This is a genomic window from Saccharopolyspora hordei (assembly GCF_013410345.1).
Taxonomy (GTDB): domain Bacteria; phylum Actinomycetota; class Actinomycetes; order Mycobacteriales; family Pseudonocardiaceae; genus Saccharopolyspora; species Saccharopolyspora hordei.
Genome location: NZ_JACCFJ010000001.1, coordinates 1,963,640 through 1,989,483 on the forward strand (window position 1 = coordinate 1,963,640; position 25,844 = coordinate 1,989,483).

Sequence of the window (25,844 nt, forward strand, 5' to 3'; positions counted from 1 at the left end):
GTCCAGGGACAACGGGTGCCGCGCACCGCGGCGGCCAGGCGACGGTGCGCGGCGAGGGCGACGCCGTTCACACCCGGGAAACGTGCGGGGGCTCGTTCACACCCCGGACACGTGCGGGAGCCCGTGCGAACGTGCTGCGCCCGGTCAGCGCAGCGGCAGGTTGAGCAGCGCGTTCTCCACCAGCTCGGGCATGGCGGGGTGGATCCAGTACTGGCCGCGGGCCATGGTGCGGGCGTCCAGCCCGAACTGCATCGCCTGGACCAGCGGCTGGAGCAGCGTCGGGGCCTGCGGGCCGATGATGTGGGCCCCCAGCAGCTGTCCGGTGTCCGGGTCGGCGAGGAGCTTGGCGAAGCCCGTGGTGTCCTCCATCGCCCAGCCGTAGGCGATGCCCGCGTAGTCCTGGGTCGAGGTGACGTGCTCGACACCGCGCCGCTGGGCCTCCTGCTCGGTCAGCCCGACCGAGGCGATCTGCGGGGCGGTGAACACCGCGTGCGGCACGAACCGGTGGTCGGACTCGATCGGCTCGTCCGGGTGCAGCAGGTTGTGCTGCACCACGCGTGCCTCGTGGTTGGCGACGTGCTTGAGCTCGAAGTCGGAGCTGATGTCGCCCAGCGCCCACACGCCGTCGACCGAGGTCCGCTGGGTGGCGTCGACCCTGATCTTGCCGCTGTCGGTGAGCTCCAGCCCACCGGCGGCGGCGTCGAGGAGGTCGGTGTTCGGCACCCGGCCGGTCGCGACGAGCAGCGCCTCGGCCTCGACCACCTCGGCGCCGTCCGGCCCCTCCAGGTGCAGGCGCACCAGTTCGCCGTCCCGCTCGGCGGAGACCACCTTGCGGTTCAGCCGCAGGTCCCAGCGCTGCGCGGCGAGCTCGGTGAACCGCGCCGAGACGTCGACGTCCTCGGTGCGCAGCACGTGCCCCGAGCGGCCGACCACGGTCACCTCGACGCCGAGCGCGGAGAACACGTGGGCGAACTCGGCGCCGATGAACCCGGTGCCCACGACGACCATCCGCCGGGGCAGCTCGTCGAGCCGCATCACGGTGTCGCTGGTGTAGTAGCCGACCTGCTCGAACCCGGGGACGTCTGGGATCGCCGGGCGGCCGCCGGCGGCCACCACGAACCGGTCGGCGGTGATCGTCTCGGGGCCGTCCGCGGTCTGCACGGCCAGCTGCTTGACGCCGGTGAAGCGGGCCACGCCCTGGTAGAGGGTGACGTTCGGGTTGTCCTCGGCGCGGTAGCGGCGTCCGCCCTCGGCGATCGGGTCGATGCGACCGAAGATCCGGTCCCGGACGTCGTGCCAGCGCACGCCCCGCAGCTCCAGGTCGACGCCGAGCCCGGCGCCGCTCGCCGGGGCGCTCGCCACGTCCGCGGTGTGCACGAACATCTTGGTCGGGATGCACCCGACGTTCAGGCAGGTGCCGCCGTAGGCGTCGTTCGGGCCGACGCCCTTCTCCACGATGGCGACGTCCCACTCGGCGAACCGGTCGTCGAGGATCGTGTTGCCGGAGCCGGAACCGATGATCACGAGGTCGAAGTGCCGCACTGGTCCATCCTGCCTCACGTCGAGCGGGCCACCTTCGGGGCGCGCTGGCCTTGTCTGGCGTCGATCACTTCCAACCCGGCGACCCACCCGGTGATTCCGCGGTGGTCTCGGGTCTTCATCACGCCCGCAGCGTGCACCGCGCACCACAGCGCCCCCAGCACGGGGTCCGCCCCGCCGAGCACCGCCTCGCACACGCCCTGGGCAGTGGCGAAGCCGCCGAGGCCGGTCGTCCAGCGCAGCAGCGCGGCGCGCCGCGGGCGGCCGGGGGCGCGGGCGCGCAGGCGCACCGCGTGCTGGCCGAGTGAGCTGCCCCCACCGAGCAGCGTCGCGACCAGCAGCACGGCGGCGGGCGCGAACCACAGCGCCGTGGCCGCCCACCACGGGCCGGGAGCGGTACCGGTCAGCCAGAGCAGGAGCTGGGCGCCGCGCGCGCCCGCGACGCCCAGCCACCAGAGCAGCAGCAGGTCGCAGCACATGCCGAGCAGCCGCCGGGACGCGCGGACCGGGCGCGGTGCCGCCGGCCGGTCGCGGGCGGTGGTGGGCACCCGGCGCAGCAGCGGCGCCAGGAAGCCGCCGAGCAGCGCTCCGGCGGTGTTGGCGAGGAGGTCGTCGACGTCGAACACCCGGTACGGGCACGGGCGCAGGAACCACAGGCCGGTGAGCTGGGTCAGCTCGACGAACACCGAGACGGCACCGCCGGTGACCGCGGCCGCGACCGGGCCGCGCCGCAGCAACGCGCCCAGCGGGACGAAGAGCGCGACGTTGCACCCGAACTGGGGCCACATCGCCGGGTCGCGGAGACCGGCGAAGAGCTGCCACTGCGGTGGGTGGCAGGCCCCGTCGCCGGGGAACGGCAGCAGCACGTAGCTAGCCAGCGCGACCGCGTAGAGCGTGGTGGCGAAGCGCAGCAGCGCCACGCCCACGCGCAGCTCGCCGTGCCGCCGGTGCTCCGCGGCGACCAACGGCGCGAACAGCAGCGCCGCCAGGCCGGTGGTGACCAGCGCGGCGAACCAACCCGGCAGCACGCTCATCTCGCCCTCCTCACGTCCGGGAGTCCCCGTGGTGAAGAGGCGCGAAGGCCCGTTCCAGATACACCTCGAACGGGTGGTCAGAACAGCCGTGCCCGCCCCGGGACCCGGGACGGGCACGGCCCAGCGCTGCGTGTCAGTGCTGGTAGGTCGGGGTGATCACGGCGCGCGCCAGGGTGTGGAACGCCAGGTTGAAGCTGACCACGGCCGGGCTGGCCGAGTCGTCCACACCGAGCTTGTCGGTGTCCACGGCGTGCACCACGAAGTAGTAGCGGTGCGGCCGGTCACCGGGCGGCGGGGCGGCGCCGCCGAAGGCCCGCTCGCCGAAGTCGTTGGCCACGTGGAAGGAGCCGGCCGGGATGTTCTGGCCGTTGCGGTTGCCCGCGTCGGTGGCCAGCTCGGTCACGTCGGCCGGGATGTCGACGAGCACCCAGTGCCAGAACCCGCCCGGGATCGGCGCGTCCGGGTCGAAGCAGGTCACCACGAAGCTCTTCGTGCCCTCCGGGAAGCCCGACCAGCGCAGGTGCGGCGAGTGGTTCTGCCCGTCGGCGCCCATCCCGTCGAAGGCGTGGGCACGCGGCATCGGCTCCCCGTGGGTCACGTCGTCGGAGGTGACGTCGAAGCTCGGGACCGCAGGCAGCAGCGAATACGGATCGGGGTCGATCGGGCGCTCCAGACTCATGCGAAGCAACCTCCATTCCAAGGATCTGCGGTGATCTCCGGCCAGCCTAGAAGCCCGGTCGGCCCCGTGCGCGGACCGGCTCGCTGGGTGCGGTCGCCCACCGCGGGCATTGCACACCGTGCAACGGCGGTGGGTATTTCGCACAGTCCTCGCTAGGCTGTGCCGCGACGTCGTGGAGCGAGGAGGAGCGACCGTGGTGGAGCCGGGCTCCGAGGTGCTGTGCTTGGGGGAGACGATGTCGCTGGTCTCGCCGGCCTCCCCGGTGCCGCTGGAGGAGGCCCCGGTGTTCACCCTCTCCGCGGCCGGCGCGGAGTCCAACGTCGCCATCCACCTGGCCGCGCTGGGGCACCGGGTGAGCTGGGCCAGCCGGGTCGGGGACGACCCGCTCGGGCGGCGGGTGGTCGCCGCCATCGCCGCCGCCGGGGTGGACACCAGCCTGGTCGAGGTGCGCTCGGACGCGCCGACCGGCGTCTACTTCAAGGACCCCGGACCGCGGGGCACGCGGGTGCACTACTACCGCGCCGGGTCCGCGGCGTCCACCATGGACGAAGGCTTCCTGCCGGACGACCGGGCCGACGCGCCGCGGCTGCTGCACCTCTCCGGCATCACGCCCGCGCTCTCGGCGAGGTGCGACCGGCTCGTCCGCCACCTGCTCACCCGGCCGCGCCGCGCCCGGGTCTCCTTCGACGTCAACTACCGCCCGGCGCTGTGGCCGGTCGAGCAGGCCGGCCCGGTGCTGCGCGAGCTGGCCCAGCTCGCCGACCTGGTGTTCGTCGGGCTGGACGAGGCGCACGCGCTGTGGGGGGTGCGGGCGCCCGAGGACGTGCGCCAGGTGCTGGGCCGGCCGGACGTCGTGGTGGTCAAGGACGGGGCCAACGCCGCGCACGCGTTCGGCGCCGAGGCGGTGACCGTGCCCGCGCCGAAGGTCGACGTCGTCGAGCCGGTGGGGGCCGGGGACGCGTTCGCCGCCGGGTTCCTCTCCGGGGTGCTGCGCGGCGACGGCACCGTGCGCTGCCTGCGGCTCGGGCACGTCCTGGCCGCCCACAGCCTGCTCAGCACCGAGGACCACACGCCGGCGCCGGACGCCGCGGACCTGGAGCGGTGGCTCGGGTGCGACGACCTGGCGTGGGGCGGGCTGAGCTTCGGTGCCCGGTGACACCGCGCTCGCCCGGTCCGGGAGCGTGCCGAGATGGTCGAGAGGGATGGAGAAGTCGTGAAGGTCCACGTTGGTCCGGTCGCCCTGCCCGAGCTGGAGGCCGCGGTCGTCGCGGGCGGTGCCGAGCTCAGCTCCGCCGCGGACGCCAGCGCGCTGGTCTGGTACGGCGGGCCGCCGGAGCAGTTCGCCGAGCTCGACCACCCGGGCCTGGAGTGGGTGCAGTTGCCGTCGGCCGGGATCGAGCCCTGGGCGGCCTCCGGCGCGCTGCGGGACGGCGTGACGTTCACCTCGGCGGCGGGCACCTACGCGCAGACCGTCGCCGAGCACGCGCTGGGGCTCATGCTGGTCGGGGCGCGGCAGGTGCACCTGATGGCGCGGGCGTCGCGGTGGGCGAAGCCGGACGGGATGCGCGGGGTGCACGGCTCCACCGTCGGCATCCTCGGGGCCGGCGGCATCGGCCGGGCGCTCATCGCGCTGCTGCGGCCCTTCGGGGTGCGGGTGCTGGCGGTGAACCGGTCCGGCAAGCCCGTCGACGGTGCGGTCGCGACCTGGCGTGCCGACGACGTCGAGGGCGTGCGCGAGCTGCTCGCCGAGTCGGACTTCGTGGTCGTCGCCGCGCCCGCCACGGCCGAGACCGCACAACTGGTCGACGCGGACGCGCTGGCCCGGATGAAGCCGGGCGCGTGGCTGGTCAACGTGGCGCGCGGCTCGCTGGTCGACACCGGGGCGCTGCTCGCCGCGCTGGACGAGGGGCGGCTCGGCGGGGCGGCGCTGGACGTCACTGACCCGGAACCGCTGCCGGACGGGCACCCGCTGTTCCAGCACCCGCGCGCGATCGTCTCGCCGCACGCGGCCAACCCGGAGTCGCTGCTGGTCCCGGCCTTGGCCCGCCGGGTGGAGGAGAACGTCCGCCGCCGCCTCGCCGGGGAGCCGCTCCTCGGCGTGGTGGACCGCGCTGCGGGCTACTGACCGCGGCAGGCTGCGGTCGTGAGCGCGGAGGCCGGTGGGAGCCGGTCTTCGCGCTCACGACCCCTTGTCCCGTCCACAGTGGAGCTGGTCGGTGGGACCGGTGTCCTGGTGGCTCACCCGGCTCGGGAAGTCCTGTTGGAGCATTGACAGAACCGCCTCTGTCATGAGTGAGAACACTCGGTGCGAGTGCGTGGTGGACCCCTGAGCAATCGAGTCCTCTTTGGACAGTGCGTGTCCGCCATTGGTGTGTAAATGACGGGGTATTTCCACTCGATCGAGTTGTGCTCCTTCGTGCTTCCGAATCCAACGACGGGTTCTGATCCTCTCTCTCATGGACACTTCGGTTGAGCCGGAGACGGCGGGTCGAGACACGATCTGCCGGAGGGGCTCCGGGGGAGGAGGCATCGAGATGGCGAACACACGGAGCCGGGTGTGGTCGGTGGCCGGGTTGCTGGCGGCGGCGACGTTGTCGTCGGGGTTGGTGACGGGAGCGGCCGAAGCGGCTGGATCCGGGATCGCGGCCACTGCGGCGCCCCCCATCGTCGGGGGCGAGCCTGCCAAGATCACCGACCACCCGTGGGTGGTGTTCCTGACCGACACCCAGGGCAACCAGTTCTGCGGAGGGACGGTCGCGAAGGCCAACAAGGTCATCACCGCCGCGCACTGCGTCGACGGGGACGAGCCGGAGGGGGTCAAGGTCGTCGCGGGCCGGGAGAGCAAGCAGAGCACGGACGGCACGGTCGCCGACGTGACCGGGATCTGGGTGCACCCCCAGTACCAGGACGCCAACACCGGTTCCGACGTCGCCGTGCTCACCCTCGGCCAGGACCTGCCGCAGCAGCCGCTGGCGGTGGCCACCAAGGACGACACCACGCTGTACGAAGCGGGCACGATGGCGTCCGTGTACGGGTGGGGCAACACCGCCGAAGGCGGCCAGGCGTCGGACACCCTGCAGAAGGCGGACGTTCCGCTGACCAGTGACGCCGACTGCCAGGAGGCGTACCCGCAGTACAAGGCGGACGCCATGGTGTGCGCCGGGTTCGCGGAGGGCGGCGTGGACAGCTGCCAGGGCGACTCGGGCGGACCGCTGGTGGTGGAGGACAAGCTGGTGGGCATCGTCTCCACCGGCACCGGCTGCGCCCGGCCGAACGCGCCGGGCATCTACACCCGCGTGGCGACCTACCACGACGACGTGCAGCAGCAGCTGGACTCCTGACCAGGTGACCGCGCGGCCGGGGCGGCGGGAGCGCCCCGGCCGCGTCACGTCACCGCGGGGCACGGGCGGCCGCGAGCCGGCGACGAGGCGGTCCACCGAGGACGGTCGTCACCGGGCTGGGCCCGTGCTCGGGAGTGGAGGCGACCTCGCGATGTGCTCACCGGCCGCGACCAGCGGGGCACCGAGGTCAGCCGGTCAAGCGAGCCGCAGTCGGGGGCCGAGTTCGCGCGCCAGGCGGGTGGTCAGCGACCGGAACGTGCGCACCGCCGGGTTGCGGTCGCCCGCACGGGTGGCCAGCACGCTGTGCTCGGGCGGTGCGTCCAGCACCGGCACGCAGACCGTGCCGGGCCACGGGTAGTAGCGCTGGAACGACTCCAGCGCCGACCCGGCGCCCCGCCCGGCGGCGGCCGTGGTCAGGACCTCGTGCGGGGTCACCGCGTGCGACCTGCTGCGGTTCGGCGTCAGGCCGCCACGCGCTTCGGTGAAGTACAGGTAGTCGCTGAACTGCCGCGGGGTGTGCTCGGGGAGGCTGACGTAGGGCAGGTCGAGCACGTCGTCGAGGTGCACGGCCGGGGCGTCGGCCAGCTCCCAGGACGCCGGCACGACGACGATGCGCCGCTCGGTGGTCACCACGTCCACCGCGATCCGCTCGTCCACCGGGGCGGGCCGCACGAACGCCACGTCCACCCGGTGCTGCACCAGCGCGGAGACGTGCTCGGTGAAGTCCAGGGCGAGGAACTCGACGGAGACGTCCGGGCAGGCCCGCTGGAAGGCCTGCACGACGGCCGGCGTCAGCTCGGCCGAGCCGTTGCTCATCACCCCGACCCGCAGCGTCCGCTCCGGCGGCGCCTCGGTGACGTCGGCGACCGCGGCGTCCAGCGCGGCCAGCAGGGACCGGGCGTGCCCGACGAACCGCTCCCCGGCCGGGGTGAGCCGCACGGGCGAGCGCTCCAGGAGGCGCACGCCGAGGTCGCGCTCCAGCTGCTTGACGTGCGCCGTGACGGACGCGGGCGACCGGAACAGCCGCTCGGCGGCCTTGCCGAAGTGCGCCTCCTCCGCGACCGCCAGGAAGGACGTCAACCGACGCAGGTCCATGCTCGCAGCGTACGAACCCGCGGAAGTCCTGAGCGGGTCCGCGGAGCGGCCGGACCTGCGGTTCCGGGAAGCCGTTCGAGACGGAGATCACGGCCGCGTTCACGATTCCTGAACGACTGCTGTGCCGCCGCGCGACGAGGGCTTAGAACCACCGGGTGCGCAACGGATGGTTGCCCGCCGCGCTGCTGATGACCGCGGTGGGCTGGGGAGCGAACCAGTTCTCGTCCCTGCTGGGCGCCTACCAGCGCGACCTGGGACTGCCCGGCCCGGTGACGACGGGCCTGCTCGCGCTGTACGTGGTCGGCCTGCTGCCGGGCCTGCTGCTCGGCGGCCCGCTGGCCGACCGCCGCGGCCGGCGCCCGGTCGTCCTCGGTGCCGTCGTGCTCAACGCCGCGGCGACCACCGCGCTCATGGCCGGCGTGCTCGCCGCGCCCTGGCTGGCGGTGGGGCGGCTGGTGACCGGGCTGAGCACGGGCGCGGTGCTGGCCGCGGGCAGCGCGTGGGTCCGGGAACTGTCGCACCCGCCGTTCGGGACCGCGCGGGAGGACGGCGTCGGCGCCCGCCGGGCCGGGGTGATGCTCTCGGCGGGCTTCAGCGTCAGCGGCCTGGTCTCCGCCCTGGTCGCGCAGTGGGGGCCGCACCCGCTGGTCACCGCGTACCTGCCGCACCTGCTGCTGTGCGCGGGCGGGGTCGTGCTCGCGCTGTCCTGCCCGGAGACGCGCGCACCGGGGAGCGGTTCGGGTGCGCGCGGTCTCGGCACCCGCGACCCGCGGTTCCGCCGCCTCGTGCTGCCGGTCGCGCCGTGGGTGTTCGTCGGGCCGACGGTCGCGTTCGGGACGCTGCCCGGTCTGGTGGCCCGGGACCTGCACGGCGTCGAGATCGTCTACGCCGGCGTCACCGCGCTGCTCACCCCGGGCCTGGGCGCCGTGGTGCAGCCCCTCGCGCGGCGCTCGGCCCGGCGCGGTGAGCGCGCCCCGGCCGTGGTCGGCCTGCTGGTGCTGGCGGCCGGGCTCGGGCTGGCGGCGGTCTCCGTGGCGTGGGTGCTGCCCTGGTGGGCGTTGGCGGCGTGCCTGCTCATGGGCACCGGGTACGGGTTCACGGTGACGTTCTGCCTCACCGTGGTGGGGCGGATCGCCGGACCGGGCGAGCTGGCCCGGCTCACCGCCGTGTTCTGGTGCATCGCCTACCTCGGCTTCGCCACGCCGTTCGCGATCAGCCTGCTCGCCCCCGTGGTGCCTGCCCAGGTGGTGCTGCTGGTGCTGGTCGGGCTCGCGCTGGCCACCGGCGCGCTGGTCTCAGGTCGTGACCAGCCCGACCGAGATGGTCAGGAACGCCGCCGCGCTGACCACGTCCAGCGACTTCGCGACGCGGGGGTCCTGTAGCCGGTCGGCGATCCGGGCGGCGCCGAGCACCATCGAGGCCTCCCACACCAGGGCCAGCAGCAGGAAGACCACGCCGAGCAGCACCAGCTGCAGCGCCGGGGAGGCGGCCGCTCCCACGAACTGCGGCAGGAACGCCAGGCTGAACAGCAGCATCTTCGGGTTGGTGAGGTTGCTGAGCAGCCCGCGCAGGTAGGGGTCGGCGTCGTCGACCGGCGGTCCGGCCAGCGTGCCCTCGGTGGTCTTCTTCCTGGTCAGCCACAGCCCGCGCAGGATGGACGCGGCCAGGTAGACCAGGTAGGCGGCGCCGATCCACTTCAGCGTGGACAGCACGGCGGGGTGGCTGGTCACGAGGGCGCCGAGCCCGGAGATCACCAGTGCCACCTGCAGGATGCTCGCGGTGTGGATCCCGGCGAGCGCGAGCATCCCCGCCCGCCGGCCGCGGTGCAGCGAGGTCCGCAGCAGCAGGAAGAGGTCGACGCCAGGGGTCAGCACGACCACCGCGCTGGCCACCAGGAAGGCGGGCAGCGGGGTCAGGTCCACGAGCACGGTTCACTCCTCCGGACAGCGCGCAGCGTTGATCACTCGAACGGGTTTGATCTGTCAGCTGATCAAGCGACGTTTCGCGGACCCGGCGCTGCGAGGCGCTCCAGGTCCGCGTCGGCACGGGAAGGACGAGCGACGGTCCACACTGACCGGCTCAGAAGGATTTCCCGTCTAATCCAATCTTAACGAAATATTTTCCTGCGAATGTGTGAGTTGTGCCTCGTGATGTGTCGGTACGCGACTGACTACTGTGTGCCATCAGCATGATCCGCGACAGTGGGAGGGTCGACGTGGCGCGTGGCAGGACCGGATCCGCAGTGCGAGGGCTCGTGATCACCGGCGCGGTGGTGGCGCTCGCCGGGGCGCACCCCGAGGTGGCGGGCGCGGCGGACGACACGCAGGCCCGGATCGTGGGCGGTACCGAGGCCACGACCGCGGAGGCCCCGTGGGCGGTCGCCGTCACCGACGACCGCGGTCGGCAGTTCTGCGGTGGGGCCCTGGTGGCGCCGGTCAAGGTCGTCACGGCCGCGCACTGCGTGGTGGACGAGATCACCGGCACGCAGCGCGCACCGCAGGAGCTGCGCGCGATCGCGGGCCGCACCGACCTGCGCACCGACGAGGGCGTGGTCGCGGACGTGCAGGCGGTGTGGGTGCACCCGAACTTCCGCGGCTACACCAGCGGTGACGACGTGGCGGTCCTGACGTTGAACGCGCCGCTGCCGCAGCGCCCGGTGCCGCTGGTCGACCCGGGCGACACCGAGCACTACCGGCCGGGCACGGTCGGCCGCGTCTACGGCTGGGGCAGGACCAGCGAGTCCGGGTGGCCGTCGGAGGGCCTGCGCGCGGTGGACGTGCCCATCACCACCGACGAGGCGTGCCGGGGCGCCTACGCGGACTACGACCCGCAGAGCATGTTCTGCGCCGGGTACCCGGAGGGTGGCCGCGACGCGTGCACCGGCGACTCCGGTGGCCCGATCGTGGCGGACAACCGCCTGATCGGGGTGGTGTCGTACGGCACCGGCTGCGGTCGGCCGAACACGCCGGGCGTCTACACCCGCCTCTCCCGCTACGCCGACGAGCTCACCGGCCAGCTCTGAAACCCGGTTGATCCGGCGCTCGCCTGCCGCAGGGTGACGTGGTGTGGGAGATCGGGTGAACCGCGCGGTGCGGGCGAAGCAGACGGAGTCGTCCCTGACCGTCCACCAGGCGCACTCGCCGGAGATCGCCGACGCGCGGCCCTGGCGGCCGGGACGTTCAAGCGCGAGCGCATGACCTGGATCAAGCCGTCCTCCCGGTGGATGGCCCACCGCTGCGGCTGGGCGACGAAGCCGGGCCAGGAGCGGGCGCTGGCAGTGGAGGTCACCCGTGCGGGCTTCGCGTGGGCGCTCGAGCACGCCTGCCTGAGCCACTTCGAGCCGGACGTCCACGGCACCCGGGAGGTGTGGGCGGAGCAGAAGAGGACGAGCCCCGTCCGTGTCCAGTGGGACCCGGAACGGGACCTGCTCCACCGGCCCCTGGACCACCGCTCGACCCAAGCGGGACTGGGCGGCGAAGCGGTGGAGCGCTACGTGGGCGAGTGGACCACCTCCCTCACCGACGCGACCGGGACGATGCGCGAGATCGCCGCGCTGGTCGCCGCCGGCGACCTCGACGCCGCCGAGGCGGCGCTGCCCCAGGAGACGCCGTACCCGCTGCCGGACCACATCGCCCGCCGCCTCGGCGCCACGGCGTGACGCGGTCACACCGACCGTCCCGCGCGGTCGCGGACTGGGCCGAGGGAGTGGTGTTGGCTACTCACGGTGCAGGTAGATGCGGGTGCGGAGACCGTGCTGTGATATCCAGGAGAGGATGACCCTCGAGCCTCTCGCGACCGCCGTCCACCGCGCCTACACCGCGGACCTGGACGCCGCGGACTTCTACCGGATGCTGCGCCTGCGCGTCGACGTGTTCGTCGTCGAGCAGGAGTGCCCCTATCCGGAACTCGACGGTCGCGACCTCGAGGAGACCACCCGGCACTTCTGGATCGACTCCGCGGACGGGTACGTGCTCGGCTACCTGCGGTTGCTCGAGGACCCCGACGGCACCTTCCGGATCGGCCGGGTGTGCACCGCCAAGTCCGCGCGCGGGCACGGCCTGGCGCGCAAGCTGATGCGCGCCGCCGTCGCCGAGGTGCAGAACGCCCCGGCGGTGCTCGCCGCGCAGGTCTACGCCAAGGACTTCTACGCCTCCTTCGGGTTCGTCGAGGACGGCGAGGAGTACCTCGAGGACGGCATCCCGCACATCGACATGCGTCGCGAACCCCGCCGCCGCGCCTGACCCGAGTTCCGGCCGCGCCGGCAGTGGCGCGCGTCTCGGCGGGGCGGTGGGCGGTTGGGCCCACCGGTCCGGTTCTGCGACGATCTCCGTGATCCGAATGCAAGGGGTGCGGCAGGAAGCCGGTGCGAGTCCGGCACGGTCGGCGCCACTGTGACCGGGGAGCGGCCCTCCCCCGAGAGCCACCGGGACGACCTGGGAAGGCCGGAGGGGCGCGGAGATCCGGGAGTCAGGACACTGCGGCCCCTTGTTCCCGCCACCGGGGCGTCCGAACCCCGAGGAAGGAACGTCGACGTGGTCGCTGCTCCCCGTTTCCCCTTCTCCGCCGTCGTCGGTCACGACGACCTGCGGCTGGCGCTGCTGCTCAACGCCGTGCACCCGCGCATCGGCGGTGTGCTGGTGCGCGGCGAGAAGGGCACCGCGAAGTCCACCGTGGTGCGCGCGCTGGCGTCGCTGCTGCCGCCGCTGGACGTGGTCGCCGACTGCCGCTTCGGGTGCGACCCGGCCGGACCCGACCCGCAGTGCCCGGACGCGCCGCACGGCTCGGCCGCGACGCAGCGCCCGGCGCAGCTCGTCGAGCTCCCGGTCGGTGCCACCGAGGACCGCCTGACCGGCTCGCTGGACCTGGAGCGGGCGCTGACCGAGGGTGTCCGCGCCTTCCAGCCGGGTCTGCTCGCCGCCGCGCACCGCGGCGTGCTGTACGTGGACGAGGTGAACCTGCTGCACGACCACCTCGTCGACCTGCTGCTGGACGCCGCCGCGATGGGCCGCGCGCACGTCGAGCGGGAAGGCGTCTCGGTCACGCACCCCGCGTCGTTCCTGTTGGTGGGGACGATGAACCCGGAGGAGGGCGAGCTGCGGCCGCAGCTGCTCGACCGGTTCGGCCTCACCGTGCACGTCGCGGCGTCCCGCGACGTCGACACCCGCACCGAGGTGGTGCGCCGCCGGCTCGCCTTCGAAGCCGACCCGGCCGGGTTCGCCGCGCAGTGGGCCGACGCCGACGCCGAGCTCGCCGAGCGCATCCGCGCCGCGCGGGACCGGGTCCGGCACGTGGCGCTGCCGGACGCCGAACTCCGCCGGATCTCCGCGCTGTGCGCGGCCTTCGACGTCGACGGGATGCGCGCCGACCTGGTGCTGGCCCGCACCGCCGTCGCGCACGCGGCCTGGCGCGGCGCCGACGCGGTCACCGAGGCCGACGTCGAGGCCGCTGCCCGGCTCGCCCTGCCGCACCGGCGTCGCCGGGACCCCTTCGACGAGCCCGGCATGGCCGAGGACCAGCTGGAACAGGCGCTCGCCGAGGCCGCGGAGCACGCCGGGGACGACGGCGACGAGCCGCCGGAGGGACCGGACGACGGCCCCGGGGGTGGCGGCGGTCAGTCGCCGGACGGGCCGACGGAGCCGACCGGCGGCAGCGGCGCGGACGAGGGCGGCGACGGGCGCGCCCCGGCGGACAAGCCACCGGCCGCGCCGACGCCGGCGTTCCGGGCGCGGCTGCTGGAGGTCCCGGGCCTCGGTGAGGGCGCGCCGGGACGGCGCTCGCGGTCGCGGTCGCGCAGCGGCCGGACGACGCGTCCGTCCGCTGTGGAGGGGCACGGTGTGCACGTGGCGGCCACCCTGGCCGCCGCCGCACCGCACCAGCTCGCGCGGGGGCGCAGCGGCCCGGGACTGGTGCTGCGGCCCGGTGACCTGCGGCGCGGCATCCGGGAGGGCCGCGAGGGCAACCTGGTGCTGTTCGCGGTGGACGCCTCCGGGTCGATGGCCGCCCGGGAGCGGATGTCCGCGGTCAGCGGTGCGGTGCTGTCGCTGCTCCGGGACGCCTACCAGCGGCGGGACAAGGTCGGTGTGGTGACGTTCCGCGGTGGGTCGGCGGAGCTCGCGCTGCCCCCGACGTCCTCTGTGGACGTGGCGGCGGCGCGGATGCGCGGACTGCGCACGGGTGGCCGCACCCCGTTGGCCGACGGGTTGCTGCAGGTCCAGCGGGTGGTGCAGCGCGAGCGGACGCGCGACCCGCAGCGCCGCGCCCTGGTCGTGCTGCTGACCGACGGGAAGGCCACCGTGCCGGTGCAGTCCGGGCTGAGCGGGCGCGACCGCGCGCAGCGCGCGGTGGACGACGCCCTGCGGGCCGCCGGGCTGGTGGCGAGCACGGGCGCGGCGTCCGTCGTGGTGGACTGCGAGAGCGGGATGGTCCGGCTGGGCCTGGCCGCCCGGCTGGCCGCGGCCCTCGGCGGCCCGTGCCTGCGGCTCGAGGAGCTCTCGGCGGAGAACGTCGCGGGGGTCGTGCGAGCCGTCCGGGACGAACGGCCGCGCGCCGCTTGATCTCGGTTTGGTTACGAGATCGGCTGACACGAGTACCGGCCCGCTGCTCGGATTGGTACGGTGGCTGCCGTCCACCTGACCCCCAGGGGTGGACTTGCGAAGTGCCCCCGCGCTCCCGGCGACCCCCAGGCTGGTTGAGTGCGGGGGCCTCTCAGTCTCTGGCCCCGGTTGTGACGTGTGCCGGGTCCGCGCGGTTCGTCCGTTCCTCGGTGCGAAGATGCTGCACCGAAGTGTGTTCGGTACCGCCGATGGAGGGACATGGGCTCGCAGTCGGCCGCACCTGCGGGGGAGGCGGCGCGGAACCCGCGGACGCCGCCGTGGCGCCGGCCGTGGGCTGAGCTGCCGCGCGAGGAGCGGTTCTGGCGCACGGCTTTCGTGGCCTCCCAGGTCCTGGTGCGCGTCGTGATCGCACTGGTCTGCTACACGGTCTTCGTGCTCACCGGCGCGGTGGCGTCCGACGGCGCCGTGACCGACCGCGGCACCGCGCTGGCCACGCACTGCGAGCGGGTCGGGCCGATCAGCCGGTCCGGACTGGGCTGGTACTGGTCCTGCGAGGCGGAGGTGACCTGGTCCGACGGGCGGACGACGCGGGAGGAGTTCCCGTCCTCGCAGCTGACCCCGCGGAACACGACCGAGCCCGCGCCCGTGGTGCACCGGGACGTCCGCGACGCGGCGGACCAGGTCGTGGTCGACGCCCCGCGCCCGTTCGCCGTCCTCGGCTGGGTGATGCTCGTCGCGTTGACCGGCCTGCTCGTCCACGGCGTGTGGGTCCCCGGCGTGCCGCCGATGCCCGCGGACCGCCGGGCGGAGCGCCGCCGGCGGGTCCGGTTGCAGTGGTGGCAGCCGCTGGCCGCGCCGATCGGGTGGGGCCTGTTGGTCGCGGGTGGGCTCGGCGCCGCGTCCCCGACCGCGTCGGGGCTGTCGGTGCTCGCGATCGTGCTCGGGTTCGGCGCGCTCGTCACCGCGTGGGCCGTGTCGCTGAACCGCAGACGGAAGGGCGTCGTCGAGCCGCGGGAACTGCCGCCGGAGCTCACGGCGAGGTGGGGGAAGGTGGGCGGCTGGCTGCTCGTCCTCGGCGGGATCGCCGCCGTGGCGGGGCTCGGCACGACGCTGCCCGACCCCGTCGGCGTGGTCGGCGTGCTCGCGCTGCCCTGCGCGGTGATCGCGGTGGGGTGGCGGGTGAAGGTGGTCGCAAGCCGGAGGTCGCGTGGAACCGATCCAGGGGGGACCGCGTCGATCTGGACAACAGCGGGGTGATGGGAGGCAACGAGTGGAGCAGTCGCCGGAACAGTGGTTGGCGATGATGCAGCAACGGGCTGACGAGATGGTGCGCCAGTCCGAGCAGATCCAGCAGCAGATGCAGGAGATGGCCGAGACGGCCAGCGACCCCGACGGGACGGTGTCGGTCACCGTCGGCGCCAACGGTGCGCTCAAGGACCTGCAGATCGACCAGCGCGCGATGCGCCGGAGCGCGGCGGACCTGCGGACGACGATCCTGCAGCTCGCCGGGCAGGCGCAGGCCGCGGTGGCCGGTCGCGTGGTCAGCGCGGTCGAGCCGGTGGCGGGCACCGCGGGGATGGAGTTCCTGCGCTCCCAGCTGCCGCCCGAGCCAGAGCCCGAGGGGACCCCGTCCCGGCGCCCCGAGGTGGACGACCACGACGACGAACCGCCGCAGTCCTTCCTGCGCTGAACGGAGTGAGCACGATGACGCAGCACTTCGCCGTGCGGCCCGCCGATCTGCGGTCGCACTCGGACTACCTGTCGGACCTCGCCGAGAAGGTCTCGGCCGCCGCTGACAAGGCCAACGGGGTCAGCTTCGGCGTGGACTCCTTCGGCCTGGTCGGGCAGATGTTCGCCTTCCAGGCGCGGGAGACCTCGCAGCAGGGTGCCGAGCAGATCCGCACCTTCTCCCAGCGCACCGGGGTGCTTGGCGAGAACGTGCGGGCGTGCGCGGCCGACTACGAGAGCGACGACCAGCGCAACGCGGACAACATCGGAAAGATCGAGGTGTGACCTGATGTCGTCGATGTTCGTCGATGTGGAGTCGCCGTCCCTGGAGTCGGGGAGCTGGAGCGCCGGCGCCGGGATCGTGGACTCGGCCCGCGCCACCGCCAACGCGGTGCAGAGCGGCGACTGGGGCGACCTCGCCGCCAGCGGTGGTGTGCTGGCCCTGGACGGCCTGCTGCTGACGATCGACCCGGTCGGTTCCGCGCTGGCCGCGGGTGTCGGCTGGCTGATGGAGCACCTCGCGCCGCTGCGCGAGCTGCTCGACTTCGTGGCCGGTGACCCGAACGCGATCAAGGAGGGCGCCGACACCTGGAACTCCATCAAGGAGGACCTGCAGCAGCTCGCCGAGGACCTGCCCAAGAAGGCCCAGGAGCAGACCGCCGAGTGGTCGGGCCAGGCCAAGGACGCCTACGCCAAGCAGGTCCAGCAGTACACCGAAGGCCTGCAGGCGCTGTCCATCAGCGCGGGCAGCGCCTCGGCGACGATCGCCACCGCCGGGACGATGGTGGCCACCACCCGCGGCATCATCCGCGACATCATCGCCTCGGTCGTCGCGGAGCTGATCAAGGGCGCGCTGGCGGCGCTGGCCGGCTCGGTGGTCAGCTTCGGCGCCACGGTCGCCGGGTACCTGGCCTACGCGGCCGGGCGGGTCGGCATGACCATCGGCAAGATCACCGCCAAGATCAGCAAACTGCTGGCCAAGCTCGGCAAGGCGGGTTCGCTCATGGCCCGGACGCTGGACGACATGGCCAAGGTCGGCTCGAAGATCGGGGCCGACCTGGTGACCACGGGCGCGAAGGCGTTCCCGGTGTCCCCGGCGCTCGGCGGGGCCACGCACGCGGCGGGCCGGGCGGCCACGGCGGGCGCGGACGGCCTGAGCACGGCGGCGACGGGCATGACCCGCGCGGCGGACGGCCTCACCACGGCGGCCGGCCGCACCGCCGACGCCGCCACCGGCATCACCCGCGGCTCCGAACAGCTGGCCGGCCACGGTCTGCGCTGGATGCACGGCGCGGACGACGCGGGCCGGTCGGTCAGCGAGGGCCTCGGCCGCACGGTCCAGGACGCGGCCCAGAACGCCGGGTACAGCGGGCGCTTCTCCGAGGGCATGGACCGGGTGTCCAACGTGCTCCGGCCGGAGAGCGCGACCATCCGCGGCGTGCTCGGCGCGGAGCAGTACCACGAGCAGAACTACGACGAGGACTCCGGCTCGTACTACGACGGCTACAACGCCCGGGGCCAGTACACCGGGGAGCACGGTCGCGACGGGTACCGCGACCTCCCGCGTCCGGAGTGACGGGCCCGCGCGCGTGACGGCGCCCGGGTGCCGTCACGCGCGCGTGGCCACCCGGGCCTGGTAGCGGCGGTGGGCGACGGAGGCGACGACCAGCAGCGGGACCGCGGTCGCCGAGGCGGTGCCGAACAGCAGCGCGTACCTGCCGTGGTCGGCGAGGTGCCCGCCCGCCGCCGACGCCGCCGCGCTGCCGAGGAACAGCGCGGAGGCGAACAGCGACACCGCCAGCCCGCGGGCCTCCGGGACCACCGAGGTCACCCAGGTCTGCAGGGACGAGTGCAGGAACGACCAGCCACCGCCGAGCAGCAGCGCGGTGACCACCACCGTCACCACGTCCGTCCGCAGTGCCACGACCAGGTGGCCGACGGCCATCGAGGACCCGCCGAGCGCGATCAGCTGCCACACCGCCAGCCGTCCGCCCAGCGCCTTGACCAGCCGGGAGGACAGCCACACCCCGACGCCGTAGGTGGCGGTGGCCAGCCCGGCCACCGCGACGCTGACGCCGTGGTGCACCAGCGCGGACGGCAGGAAGGTCAGCACGCCCAGCAGCACGGCGCCCTCCACGAAGACCAGCCCGAACACCAGCAGCGCCCAGCGGTTGGCCAGCACCGTCGCGAGGTGCGCGCGCACCCCGGCGACCGCGGCGCGCTCCGGTTCCGGCAGCCGGCCGATGAGCACGGCGCACGTCCCGGCGCACAGCGCGGGGAGGACGAAGACGACGCGCCAGTCCAGCAGTCCGGCGAGCACCCCGCCGACCGCGGTCGCCAGCGCGGTGCCCATCGCCGAGGCCGCCATGAGGTCGGACAGCGCGCCCTGCCGCCGGTCCGGGGAGACCGTGTCCCCGACGTAGGTCAGCGAGGACGGCACGATCGCGCCCACGCACGCGCCGGTGACCACCCGCGCGGCCACCAGCGTGGTGAGGTCCGGCGCCAGCGCGGACGCGAGCCCGGCCACCGCCGCGCCGGCCAGCGTCCCGCGCATCACGACGATCCGCCCGAACCGGTCGGACAGCACGCCCCACACCGGCTGCAGGCACCCGTAGGCGAGGAAGTAGCCGCTGGCCGCGGCGACCGCGGACGCCAGCGGGACCCGCATCCCGAGCGCGATGAGCACCAGCATCGGGGTGACGGCGAACCGGTCGAAGTTCGAGATGAACGTGGCCGCGGACAGCACCAGCGGTGGCCTGGCGGACGGCATGGACGGGCTCCTCCCCACGACGTGGCGTCCATGCTCACCGACGACCGGGCCGCGGGAGCCGTGACGTTGACCACCCGCGCTGCCCGTCCCGGCTCCGGGGAGATCGGCGGATAGGGTCGGGGCATGCCTCAGGGACAGCCTTCCACCGTGCCGAACGATGGTCTGACCACCCGCCAGCGGCGCAACAGACCGCTGGTCGTGGTGCACACCGGCGAGATGAAGGGCAAGTCCACCGCCGCGTTCGGGCTCGCGCTGCGCGGCTGGAACCAGGGCTGGTCCCTCGGCGTGTTCCAGTTCGTCAAGTCGGCGAAGTGGCGGGTCGGCGAGGAAGCCGCGTTCCGCGCGCTGGGACGGCTGCACGCCGAGACCGGCCAGGGCGGCCCCGTCGAGTGGCACAAGATGGGCGAGGGCTGGTCCTGGGCGCGCAAGAAGGGCACCGAGGAGGACCACGCCGCCGCGGCGCTGGAGGGCTGGCGCGAGATCGCGCGGCGGATCCGCGAGGAGCGGCACCGGATGTACGTGCTGGACGAGTTCACCTACCCGCTGAACTGGGGGTGGGTCGACGTCGAGGAGGTCGTGGCCACGCTGCGCGACCGGCCCGGCCACCAGCACGTCGTGATCACCGGCCGCAACGCCCCGCAGCAGCTGGTCGACGCCGCGGACCTGGTGATGGAGACGACCAAGGTCAAGCACCCGATGGACGCCGGGCAGAAGGGCCAGAAGGGCATCGAGTGGTGACCTCCGGGCACGCCCGGCTCGTCATCGCCGCCCCGGCGTCCGGGCACGGCAAGACGACGGTCACGACCGGGTTGCTGGGCGCGTTGCGGCGCCGCGGCACCGACGTCGCGCCGTTCAAGGTCGGACCGGACTACATCGACCCCGGCTACCACCGGGTCGCCGCCGGGCGGGTGGCGCGGAACCTGGACCCGGTGCTGGTCGGCGAGGACCGCATCGCCTCGCTGTTCCGCCGCGGCGCGGCGGAACTGTCCGTCGTGGAGGGTGTGATGGGGCTGTTCGACGGCCGCATCGGCACCGGCGACGGGGTGCCGGTCGGGTCCACCGCGCACGTGGCGCAGCTGCTCGCCGCGCCGGTCGTGCTCGTCGTCGACGCCCGGGGACAGAGCCACAGCCTCGCCGCCTTGCTGCACGGGTTCCGCAGCTACCGGCCCGAGGTGCGGGTGGCCGGGGTGGTCCTGAACCGGGTCGGGTCGCCGCGCCACGAGCAGGTGCTGCGGGAGGCCGCGGACGCCGCGGGCCTGCCGGTGCTCGGCGCCGTGCCGCGCACCGACGACCTCGCCGTGCCGTCCCGGCACCTCGGCCTCGTCCCGGCCGCCGAGCGCGGCGCGGAGGCGGTCCGCGCGGTGGACGCGATGACCGAGGTCGTCGCGCGGTCCGTGGACCTCGACGCGGTCGCCGAGATCGCGCGCTCGGCACCGGACCTCGACGGGCCGGTCTGGGACCCGCGGGAGGAGGTCGCGCCGCAGGGTTCGCCGGTCGTCGCGGTGGCCGGGGGCCGGGCGTTCACCTTCGCCTACGCCGAGCACGTCGAGCTGCTCGAGGCCGCCGGTGCCGAGGTCGCCGTGGTGGACCCGCTGACCGACGAACGGCTCCCCGAGGGCACCGCGGGTCTGGTGCTGCCGGGCGGGTTCCCGGAGCAGCACGCGGCCGAGCTGTCCGCGAACTCCGCGCTGCGCGAGGAGATCGCCGCGTTCGCCGCCCGCGGGGCGCCGGTGCACGCCGAGTGCGGCGGACTGCTCTACCTGGCCGAGGAGGTCGACGGGCACCCGCTGTGCGGGGTGCTCGCCGCGCGGGCGCGGATGTCGTCGCGCCTGACGCTCGGTTACCGGGACGCGGTCGCCGCCGCCGATTCCGCCCTGTTCGCCGCGGGAACGCGGGTGAGCGGGCACGAATTCCACCGCACCGTCCTGGATCCCGGCCACGGCACCGATCCCGCGTGGTTCTGGCGCGGCGAGACCGGGCCGCACCGCGAGGGGTTCGTCCAGCGCGGCGTGCACGCGTCCTACCTGCACACCCACCCCGCCGCGCACCCGGCAGCGGTCGAGCGGTTCGTGGCCCGGTGCGCGCGGTGACCGCGCTGCGCTCCCGGGGTGGCCGCCGTCGCGGTGTCACGGCAGGTGAGCAGCGCTGAGCACCACGTGACCGCCCTGCAGGGGGTGCCGCGGGCACGCGGTACGGTCATCACTCGCGAAGGCGGGCGGCGGCTCGACGAGCCGCGCCCCCGGGGCACCTCGCGGAGGGCGCGCGGGTGCTCCCCGCCGCACTTGCTGTCCGAAGTGGACGTCGCGCCGCAGTCGTCCGCTGTGGTAGTGCTTCCACCCCGAGGCGGAAGAGGAGAACGATGCTGACTGGCCGGATCTCGTTCATCGGTGCCGGTCCGGGCGCGGCCGACCTGATCACGGTCCGCGGCGCGCGGCGGATCGCCGAAGCCGACGTCGTCGTGTGGTCCGCGAACGTGGTCGCGCCGGAGTGCGTCCAGGAGCACGCGCGCAGCGACGCCGAGCTGATCGACTCCTCCCGCCTCACCCACGAGCAAGCCCTGGAGGTCTACCGCCGCGCCGAGCGGGACAAGCTCAAGGTGGTCCGCGTGCACTCCGGCGACCCGTCGATGTGGAGCGCGATCCAGGACCAGCACGACGCGTGCACGCGGATGAACGTCGAGGTCGAGATCGTGCCCGGCGTGCAGGCGTTCACCGCGGCGGCGGCCGCGGTCGGCCGCGAGCTCACCGCGCCGGAGGGCTCCCAGTCGCTGGTGGTGACCCGCGTGGACGGCAGCCGGACGTCGACCGGGGAGGAGGTGCGCGAGTTCGCCAAGCACGGCAGCACGATGGCGGTGTTCCTGTCCGCCTCGCGCACCGGCCAGCTGGTCGAGGAGCTGCGCGCCGGCGGCTACCCGGACGACACGCCGGTGCTGGTCGCCTACAAGGTCACCTGGCCCGACGAGATGCTGGTGCGCACCACGATCGGCGAGCTGGAGAAGACGGTCAAGCAGCGCAAGCTGTGGCGGAACACGCTGTTCATCGTCGGCAAGAGCCTCGCGGGCGGCGGGTCCCGCGCGCACTCCTACCTCGCCCGCACCTACCGCCGCGCGGCGGAAGCCCCGGCGCGCCCCACGACCCCGCGCCGCTCCTCCCACCGGTCCGGCCCGGGACGGCGCAGCGCCGAGCCGGACGCGGAGGACCCGCGCCGCGGCACCGCGGTGCGGGCGTCCGACGTGGCCTGGTGGGCGGTGCGCGACTGGCAGGAGAGCGCGCGCGGAACGGCCCGCGTGGCAGCCTCCCGCTCGAGCGCGCGCCGCGTGGACGCCGCGCAGACGCCGCTGTTCGGCACGGACGTCGCCGTGCAGCCGAGCGCGCCCGCGGTCGCGCAGCCGGTGAGCGCGGCGTCGGGCGCGCCGGCTCCGGTCGCGGTCCGTGCCGAGGTGGCGTCGGGACCGCACGAGGACACCGCCGCGAGCGCTCCGGACCCGGCGGTGTCGAGCGAGCCGGTTCCCGCCGCGCCGGAGCAGGAGCCCGCGGCGAGCGCTCCCGAGCCCGCTGAGCAGGCCGTCCGCGCCGAGGCGGCGTCGCGGCGGACCTCCGCGGCGAGCACCACGACCACCCGCGCCACCGCGAAGGCCGCCCCCGCCAAGCGGACCACGACGAAGGCGAAGAAGAGCACCGGGACCACGAAGAGCACCGGGACCACGAAGAGCACTGCGACCGCGAAGAGCACTGCGACCGCGAAGACCGGGACCGGGAAGCGGACGAAGTCGGCGACGACGGCGAAGAGGACCACCGCGAAGCGCCGGACCGCGGCGAAGCCGGACGACCAGGCCGAGTGACGCGGCGGCACCGCGGTCGTGCTCGAGCGCCCGGCGCGACACCGTCCGAAGTAGACGCCGACCGCGCCGTCGGCGTGTGCGCACCAGCCCCCGGAGCGGGTGGCAGCAGTATGGGAGAGGACAGCGAGGAACGCGGCCGCCGGTCGCGCGTTCGGGGTCGGTGGGACGCGCGGTCGCGGTCACCGAGGTGAGGTGGGTGACGTGGCAGTCACGGTGATCGGGATCGACGGCGGTGCCCTGCCCCAGGGCGCTGCGCAGGCGCTGGAGTCGGCGCGGCTGGTGGTCGGGGGCAAGCGGCACCTCGACGCGCACGCGCCTGACCACGCGCGCAGGGTCGAGCTGGGGCCGCTGGAACCGGCGCTCAACGCCCTCTCCGCGCTGTCCGGCGACGAGCACGGGGTGGTGCTCGCCTCCGGCGATCCCGGCTTCTTCGGGGCGGTGCGCGCGCTGCGCGAGCGCGGCATCCGGTGCGAGGTGCTGCCGTCGACGTCGAGCGTGCAGCAGCTGATGGCCCGCGTCGGGCGCTCGTGGGACGACGTGGTCGTGGTCAACGCCACCGCCCAGGACCTCCCCCGGGCGATCAACGTCTGCCGCGCGCGTCCGGCGGTGGTGGTGCTGACGACCGCGCCGAAGGCCGGGCCCGCGCAGATCGGCTCGGGGCTCAAGGGGTGGCGGCGCACCATGGTGGTCGCCGAAGACCTGGGCGGTGCGAACGAGTCGGTGGTCACCCTGGACCCGGCCGAGGCGGCCGAGCGGACCTGGCGCGAGCCGAACATCGTGCTGTCCCTGGCGGACCTGGACGCGGTGCCGCACCGCGGCTGGATCGTCGGCGGCGAACCGGTGCCGCCGGCCGGTGGCTGGGCGCTGCCCGAGGACGAGTTCTCGCACCGCGACGGGGCGATCACCCAGTCCGAGGTGCGGGCCGTGGCGCTGGCCAAGCTCGCCCCGCGGCCGGGGACCCTGGTGTGGGACGTCGGCGCGGGGTGCGGGTCGGTGGCCGTGGAGTGCGCCCGGATGGGCGCGGCGGTGATCGCGGTGGAGTCCGACGAGGCGCAGGCGGTGCGGCTGGTGACCAACGCGACCCACCACGGCGTGGACGTCCGTGTGGAGGAGGGCGAGATGCCGCGGGCGCTGCGGGACCTGCCCCGCCCGGACTCGATCTTCGTCGGCTCCGGCGGCAGCGACGTCGTCGCGGCGTGCGCGCACGCGGGCGCGACGCGCGTCGTGGTGGCGCTGGCGGCGCTGGACCGGGTCGGACCGACCCGCGACGCGCTGCGCTCCGCGGGCTACGAGGTGGAGGGCGTGCAGATCTCCGCGAACCGCCTGGCCGAACTGCCCGACGGCGCGTCCCGGCTCGACGCGGCCGACCCGGTGGTGCTGGTCTCCGGCTGGAAGAAGCAGTAGGACGCCGCCCGTCGCGCGGGTGGGACGATGCGGGAGGAGGCAGTCGACCAGGCAGGGGAGGACCAGTGATCGGTCTGTTCGCGACGACCGCGGCCGGACGGCGCGCCGCCGCTGAGGTCGCCGGCCGGCTGGGCCCGGACGCGGTCCTGGCCGACGGGCCGATCGGGTCCGCCGTGCGGCGCCTCTGGGACCACCTCGACGCGGCGGTGTTCTTCCTGGCCAGCGGGCCGGCGGTGCGGCTGGTCGCGCCGCTGCTGCGGGACGAGCGCACCGACCCGGCCGTGGTCTGCGTGGACGACGAGCGGCGGTTCGCCATCGCGCTCACCGGTGCGGCCGGCGCGCTCGCCGAGCAGGTCGCCGACGTCCTCGACTGCCGGCCGGTGGTCACCACGGCCTCCGACGGCACCGGCACCAGCCCGCTGGACGAGCTGGTCGAGCAGCTCGACGCCGCGGTGGACGGTGACCTGGCCGGTTGCGGGGCGGCGGTGCTCGACGGCGCACCGGTGCGCCTGGTCAACCCGCACGGCTTCCCGCTGCCCGCGCTGCCGCCCAACGTCTCCCCGGACGTCGAGGCGCCGTGGTGGACGGTGGTGATCGACGACCGCCGCCCGACCGAGCGGGAGCAGCGGACGCTGCGGCTGGTCCCGCGCACGCTCGTGGTCGGGGTCGGCGCGGCGCGCGGGGTGTCGCGCACCGCGGTGACCGAGACCATCGCCCTGCTGGACAGCGAGCACGGCCTGGACCCGCGCGCGATCCGGGCGATCGCCAGCGCGGACCGCAAGGCCGACGAGGCCGGCGTCCTGGAGGCGGTGCAGGACCTCGGGTTCTGGCACTCCGCGGACGGGGGTGACGAGCTGGCGCTGCTGACCTACCCGTCCGAGGTGCTCGCCGCCGTCGAGGTCCCGCACCCGAGCGCGGCGGTGGGCGCGGTGACCGGCACCCCCAGCGTGGCGGAGGCCTCGGCGCTGCACGCCGCGGCCGAGCTCGGCTACGGCGCCCCGGTCGAGCTGGTCGTGCCCAAGACCACGGGCGACGGGGTGACCGTGGCCGCCGCCCGGATCCGCCCCCGCGGGCGGCTGGCGCTCATCGGCATCGGCCCCGGGGCGGCCGACCTGCGCGTGCCGCGCGCCGACGCCGAGCTGCGCCGCGCCTCCGTCGTCGTCGGCCTGGACCAGTACGTCGACCAGGTGCGGCACCTGCTGCGACCGGGCACCGAGGTGCGCACCAGCGGCGTGGGCGAGGAGGAGGCCCGCGCGAGCGAGGCGGTCGCCCTGGCCCGCGAGGGGCGCGCGGTGGCGCTCGTCGGGTCCGGCGACGCCGGGGTGTACGCGATGGCCGGCCCGGCCCTGGAGAAGGCCGACGTCGACATCGAGGTCGTCGGGGTGCCGGGGGTGACCGCGGTCTTGGCGGCGTCGGCCCTGCTCGGCGCGCCGCTCGGGCACGACCACGTGCTCATCAGCCTGTCCGACCTGCGCACGCCGTGGGCGGTCATCGAACGCCGGGTGCGCGCGGCGGCCGAGGGCGACCTCGTGGTCTGCCTGTACAACCCCCGTTCCGGGCAGCGGGACTGGCAGCTGGCCCGCGCGCTGGAGATCCTCGCCGAGCACCGCCCGGCGACGACCCCGGTCGGCGCGGTGCAGCGGGCGACCCGGGCGGGCCAGCGGGTCTGGTGCGCCCCGATCAGCGAGTTCGACCCGGCCGAGGTGGACATGTCCACCGTGGTGGTCGTGGGCTCCTCGCAGTCCACAGTGGTCGGTCATCGGATGGTCACCCCGCGCGGCTACCGCTGGATGGCCACCGACGTCCCCTGACGCGCGTTGGTCCGCGGCCGGGGTCGGTGGCAGGCTGGCGGGGTGGTT

At 74.6% G+C, this 25,844-nt stretch carries 23 protein-coding genes and 1 riboswitch; of the genes, 17 read left to right on the forward strand and 6 right to left on the reverse strand.

Translation table 11 applies throughout. The annotated features are described in order from the left end of the window. Positions 1-144 precede the first annotated feature (144 nt). The 3 genes from HNR68_RS09270 to HNR68_RS09280 all read right to left on the reverse strand — a co-directional run bounded on the left by HNR68_RS09270 (position 145) and on the right by HNR68_RS09280 (position 3,252). Positions 145-1,542 (reverse strand): mycothione reductase, encoded by a 1,398-nt coding sequence (locus tag HNR68_RS09270; RefSeq protein WP_179719540.1) that lies wholly within the window; start codon positions 1,540-1,542, stop codon positions 145-147. Positions 1,543-1,556: 14 nt separating this feature from the next. After that, positions 1,557-2,573, reverse strand: a complete 1,017-nt coding sequence (locus HNR68_RS09275; protein ID WP_179719542.1) for a VanZ family protein — start codon at positions 2,571-2,573, stop codon at positions 1,557-1,559. A 133-nt stretch (positions 2,574-2,706) separates the two neighbouring features. Beyond that, positions 2,707-3,252 carry a YbhB/YbcL family Raf kinase inhibitor-like protein gene (locus HNR68_RS09280; protein ID WP_179719544.1) on the reverse strand — a complete coding sequence of 182 codons (546 nt, stop codon included), beginning with the start codon at positions 3,250-3,252 and terminating at the stop codon, positions 2,707-2,709. Between the two features lie 193 nt (positions 3,253-3,445). On the opposite strand from HNR68_RS09280, the gene HNR68_RS09285 reads away from it, so the two are divergent. From HNR68_RS09285 to HNR68_RS09295, 3 genes are all read left to right on the forward strand, one after another. Then, complete coding sequence (locus tag HNR68_RS09285) at positions 3,446-4,408, forward strand: sugar kinase (RefSeq protein WP_343050023.1); 963 nt, start codon at positions 3,446-3,448, stop codon at positions 4,406-4,408. Positions 4,409-4,465: 57 nt separating this feature from the next. Continuing rightward, positions 4,466-5,377: an NAD(P)-dependent oxidoreductase gene (locus HNR68_RS09290; RefSeq protein WP_179719546.1), complete on the forward strand. Its 912-nt coding sequence runs from the start codon at positions 4,466-4,468 to the stop codon at positions 5,375-5,377. A gap of 409 nt (positions 5,378-5,786) precedes the next feature. Then, positions 5,787-6,593 carry a S1 family peptidase gene (locus HNR68_RS09295; protein WP_179719548.1) on the forward strand — a complete coding sequence of 269 codons (807 nt, stop codon included), beginning with the start codon at positions 5,787-5,789 and terminating at the stop codon, positions 6,591-6,593. Positions 6,594-6,788: 195 nt separating this feature from the next. Here HNR68_RS09295 and HNR68_RS09300 read toward each other — a convergent pair whose 3' ends face one another. Continuing rightward, entirely contained in the window at positions 6,789-7,688 is a 900-nt protein-coding gene (locus HNR68_RS09300) for a LysR family transcriptional regulator (RefSeq protein WP_179719550.1), read from the reverse strand. 155 nt (positions 7,689-7,843) lie between these two features. On the opposite strand from HNR68_RS09300, the gene HNR68_RS09305 reads away from it, so the two are divergent. Then, a complete protein-coding gene (locus tag HNR68_RS09305) occupies positions 7,844-9,070 on the forward strand; it encodes an MFS transporter (RefSeq protein ID WP_343050024.1) in 1,227 nt (408 codons plus the stop codon). Here HNR68_RS09305 and HNR68_RS09310 read toward each other — a convergent pair. After that, a complete protein-coding gene (locus tag HNR68_RS09310; protein WP_179719552.1) occupies positions 8,984-9,616 on the reverse strand; it encodes a LysE family transporter in 633 nt (210 codons plus the stop codon). The two genes, HNR68_RS09305 and HNR68_RS09310, sit on opposite strands and share 87 nt — an antisense overlap. A 314-nt stretch (positions 9,617-9,930) precedes the next feature. On the opposite strand from HNR68_RS09310, the gene HNR68_RS09315 reads away from it, so the two are divergent. The 8 genes from HNR68_RS09315 to HNR68_RS09350 all read left to right on the forward strand — a co-directional run bounded on the left by HNR68_RS09315 (position 9,931) and on the right by HNR68_RS09350 (position 17,546). Then, complete coding sequence (locus tag HNR68_RS09315; protein WP_343050025.1) at positions 9,931-10,710, forward strand: S1 family peptidase; 780 nt, start codon at positions 9,931-9,933, stop codon at positions 10,708-10,710. A 171-nt stretch (positions 10,711-10,881) separates the two neighbouring features. Further along, positions 10,882-11,346, forward strand: coding sequence for a DUF4291 family protein (locus HNR68_RS09320; RefSeq protein ID WP_343050026.1), 465 nt, complete (start codon positions 10,882-10,884; stop codon positions 11,344-11,346). A gap of 115 nt (positions 11,347-11,461) precedes the next feature. Continuing rightward, positions 11,462-11,929, forward strand: coding sequence for a GNAT family N-acetyltransferase (locus HNR68_RS09325; RefSeq protein ID WP_179719556.1), 468 nt, complete (start codon positions 11,462-11,464; stop codon positions 11,927-11,929). A gap of 112 nt (positions 11,930-12,041) precedes the next feature. Further along, positions 12,042-12,166, forward strand: a riboswitch (cobalamin riboswitch). 54 nt (positions 12,167-12,220) lie between these two features. After that, positions 12,221-14,242, forward strand: a complete 2,022-nt coding sequence (locus tag HNR68_RS09330) for a putative cobaltochelatase (RefSeq protein WP_179719558.1) — start codon at positions 12,221-12,223, stop codon at positions 14,240-14,242. Positions 14,243-14,500: 258 nt separating this feature from the next. After that, a complete protein-coding gene (locus HNR68_RS09335) occupies positions 14,501-15,499 on the forward strand; it encodes a DUF6346 domain-containing protein (protein WP_179719560.1) in 999 nt (332 codons plus the stop codon). A 43-nt stretch (positions 15,500-15,542) separates the two neighbouring features. Then, the gene (locus tag HNR68_RS09340; RefSeq protein ID WP_179719562.1) at positions 15,543-15,932 is read left to right on the forward strand and encodes a YbaB/EbfC family nucleoid-associated protein; all 390 of its coding nucleotides are present in this window, start codon (positions 15,543-15,545) and stop codon (positions 15,930-15,932) included. A 14-nt stretch (positions 15,933-15,946) separates the two neighbouring features. Beyond that, complete coding sequence (locus tag HNR68_RS09345) at positions 15,947-16,255, forward strand: type VII secretion target (RefSeq protein ID WP_179719564.1); 309 nt, start codon at positions 15,947-15,949, stop codon at positions 16,253-16,255. Positions 16,256-16,259: 4 nt separating this feature from the next. Then, entirely contained in the window at positions 16,260-17,546 is a 1,287-nt protein-coding gene (locus HNR68_RS09350) for a WXG100 family type VII secretion target (protein ID WP_179719566.1), read from the forward strand. Between the two features lie 33 nt (positions 17,547-17,579). Here the strand turns inward: HNR68_RS09350 and HNR68_RS09355 are convergent, their stop codons facing one another. Beyond that, positions 17,580-18,740 carry an MFS transporter gene (locus tag HNR68_RS09355; protein WP_179719568.1) on the reverse strand — a complete coding sequence of 387 codons (1,161 nt, stop codon included), beginning with the start codon at positions 18,738-18,740 and terminating at the stop codon, positions 17,580-17,582. A gap of 123 nt (positions 18,741-18,863) precedes the next feature. Between HNR68_RS09355 and cobO the strand changes: the two genes are divergently transcribed. From cobO to cobJ, 5 genes are all read left to right on the forward strand, one after another. Next, positions 18,864-19,478, forward strand: a complete 615-nt coding sequence (gene cobO, locus HNR68_RS09360; protein WP_179719570.1) for a cob(I)yrinic acid a,c-diamide adenosyltransferase — start codon at positions 18,864-18,866, stop codon at positions 19,476-19,478. Beyond that, positions 19,472-20,830, forward strand: a complete 1,359-nt coding sequence (locus HNR68_RS09365; protein ID WP_179719572.1) for a cobyrinic acid a,c-diamide synthase CobB — start codon at positions 19,472-19,474, stop codon at positions 20,828-20,830. The genes cobO and HNR68_RS09365 overlap by 7 nt, the downstream gene beginning before the upstream one ends. A 269-nt stretch (positions 20,831-21,099) precedes the next feature. Beyond that, positions 21,100-22,581, forward strand: a complete 1,482-nt coding sequence (gene cobM, locus HNR68_RS09370; protein WP_179719574.1) for a precorrin-4 C(11)-methyltransferase — start codon at positions 21,100-21,102, stop codon at positions 22,579-22,581. A gap of 201 nt (positions 22,582-22,782) precedes the next feature. After that, the gene (gene cbiE / locus HNR68_RS09375) at positions 22,783-23,985 is read left to right on the forward strand and encodes a precorrin-6y C5,15-methyltransferase (decarboxylating) subunit CbiE (RefSeq protein WP_179719576.1); all 1,203 of its coding nucleotides are present in this window, start codon (positions 22,783-22,785) and stop codon (positions 23,983-23,985) included. A gap of 65 nt (positions 23,986-24,050) precedes the next feature. After that, positions 24,051-25,796: a precorrin-3B C(17)-methyltransferase gene (cobJ, locus tag HNR68_RS09380; protein WP_179719578.1), complete on the forward strand. Its 1,746-nt coding sequence runs from the start codon at positions 24,051-24,053 to the stop codon at positions 25,794-25,796. The last annotated feature ends 48 nt before the right edge of the window (positions 25,797-25,844 follow it).